This window comes from Bacillus sp. JJ1764 (assembly GCF_036962145.1).
In the GTDB taxonomy this organism is placed as follows: domain Bacteria; phylum Bacillota; class Bacilli; order Bacillales; family Cytobacillaceae; genus Neobacillus.
This window is the reverse complement of record NZ_JBALNY010000198.1, coordinates 6500-9055: the sequence shown is the minus strand read 5'-3', so window position 1 is coordinate 9055 and position 2556 is coordinate 6500. Positions and strand designations below refer to the sequence as shown.

Below are 2556 nucleotides of genomic sequence, written 5' to 3'. Positions count from 1 at the left end.
TAAGGGTTTTATTTTTATTATGTTACTATTGTTTTAATCATTTGGAAGTTAGCTTAAGGTTGTAGAAATAGGTTTTAGCCCATTATGTTACTTATTTTTATGGTTATTGAAAGTGGTGAAGGCTTTGGAAGAAGAGAAAAATGAACAACAAAAAGAAACTCAAGAGCAAGCAACTGAAAACAAGTCGGGGTATATTCGCCTGAAAAAGTTCCACTTTATTATGCTGTTGTTTTTAATTGTGTTTTTATCAGCTGGAATAACGACCGTAGCCCTTTCGTTTGGTGATGAGAAGGTGGTTACCGTTAATAATGAAAGAACTGAATTCAGCAAGCTGTACGAAGCATATGATACATTAAAAAAAGATTATTATAAAAAACTTGATGATCAAAAGTTAATTAACGGGGCAATTAATGGTCTTGTGGAATCATTGGATGATCCCTATTCTGATTATATGAGCAAGTCAGAAGCGACAAGTTTTCATAACAGCATCTCCTCTTCGTTTGAAGGAATTGGTGCTGAGATTCAAGAGAAGGACGGACACATTTTAATTGTATCACCAATTAAAGGGTCTCCTGCAGAAAAAGCCGGTTTAAAACCAAATGATATGATCCTATCGGTTAATGGGAAATCCCTTCAAGGAATGACTTCAAGTCAAGCTGTCACTTTAATTAGAGGTAAAAAGGGAACAAAAGTAGAGCTTTCCATTCAACGTCCGGGCTCAGAAGCACCGATCAGTGTTCCGATTGTCCGGGATGAGATACCAATTGAAACCGTTTATGGTGAAATGGTAGATGATAAAATCGCTAAAGTTCAAATTACAAGTTTCTCCAGCAATACTTCAAAGGAACTGGTTACAACCTTAAATGATTTGCAGAAAAAAGGGATGCAAGGATTGGTTTTAGACTTGAGACAAAATCCAGGAGGATTATTGGACCAAGCTATTTCCATATCAAGTATGTTTGTTCCTAAAGGAAAGCTTATTGTGAAAGAAGAAGATCGAAACGGGAAAATCAAGGAAATTCCTTCCCAGAATGAAGGTAATCCTAATCTTCCGCTTGTTGTCTTAATCGATAAGGGAAGTGCAAGTGCGTCGGAAATCCTTTCAGCAGCAGTAAAAGAGTCAGCTGGAGTACCGCTTGTTGGAGAGAAATCATTTGGTAAAGGAACAGTACAAACGGCATCAAACTTTAAAGACGGTTCAAATTTGAAATACACGATAGCGAAATGGTTAACGCCAAATGGCAACTGGATTCACAAAAAAGGGATTAAACCTGATTATGAGGTTGCACTTCCTGAATATGCAACTTTGTCAATTATTAACCCTGATAAAGAATTAGCCCTATCATCCTCCTCCACAGAGGTCCAAAATGCGCAGAAAATGTTAAAAGCAATTGGGTATGACCCTGGGCGTGAAGATGGATTTTTCGATGAAAAAACAAAGGCTGCCGTAATCGCATTCCAAACAGCCAATCAATTACCTGCAGATGGTGTTTTAAAAGGTGATTCCAGCATGAAACTGATGGAACTGTTACGAGAAAAAATTCAAGCTAATGATACTCAGCTGCAAAAAGCGGTAGAGGTATTAAAAGGAAGAATGAAATAGAGGAAAAATCCCGATTCGATGAGAGTCGGGATTTTTTATTCATGAAAAAAATGAATGAGATGGAGAACTTCAGGTAACTCTTAAAATGTAGTATTTTTGTCTGCTGAAGGGGGAGTTACGTGAAAAGGTTTGTCATCATCCTTATATTTTTTCAGATCCTCCTAAATGGACCACGGGTCGATGCTACGTCTGAAATTAGTTATAAGGTTGAAATGCCAAATTGGAAGGAAGTTGACCGGATTCTGCCCCGGTATTCCAAGTTTACAGTGATGGATGTAGAGACGGGTAAGCGGTTTCGTGTTCAAAGGCGTGCAGGAAGTCATCACGCAGATGTTCAACCGCTGTCTGTTAAAGATACGAAAATCATGAAATCGATTTATGGAGGGAAATGGAGTTGGAAGCGGCGGGCCATCATTGTTATTCAAAAGGATCATTGGTTCGCTGCATCCATGCATGGAATGCCACATGGAGCCGGAGCATTGAAAAATGATTTTCCCGGCCATTTTTGTATTCATTTTTATGGAAGCACGACACATCGGTCTAATTCCATGGATTTATCCCACATGCTAATGGTGTTGAAAGCATCGGGACAATTGGATGAATACCTTGGGAAAGCAAATCCTTATGAGGTAACCAATGCTTATATTGCCGGCATTAAACAGCAAGATGTTAAAATTGTTTCACAGGCATCTCTACAAAAGGTGAAATGGCCGCCTATCTTAAAAAAAGTGGAGAATGTGGGAATATCAACGATGGAGTTGTTACCGCCAGAGGATTTAACGGAGGAATTATATATCGACATCCCTATTACTGTGGATTGGTTTATTAAAAATGAAGGCAGAAAGGTTTTTAGAGGAAAGATCCATTTGGTCCGTTATTCTCTGACAGATCCCTGGAAAGTTGATTCGAAACATTTTTTACAGGATCATCACCTATAAAGCATACAAAAAACA

At 38.4% G+C, this 2556-nt stretch carries 2 protein-coding genes; both read left to right on the top strand.

What is annotated here, in order from left to right; all coding sequences use genetic code 11:
* Window positions 1-115 precede the first annotated feature (115 nt).
* Window positions 116-1603, top strand: a complete 1488-nt coding sequence (locus tag V7083_RS21500; RefSeq protein WP_438823759.1) for a S41 family peptidase — start codon at window positions 116-118, stop codon at window positions 1601-1603.
* A gap of 119 nt (window positions 1604-1722) precedes the next feature.
* Entirely contained in the window at window positions 1723-2541 is an 819-nt protein-coding gene (locus V7083_RS21495; protein ID WP_335481906.1) for a hypothetical protein, read from the top strand.
* Window positions 2542-2556: the final 15 nt, after the last annotated feature.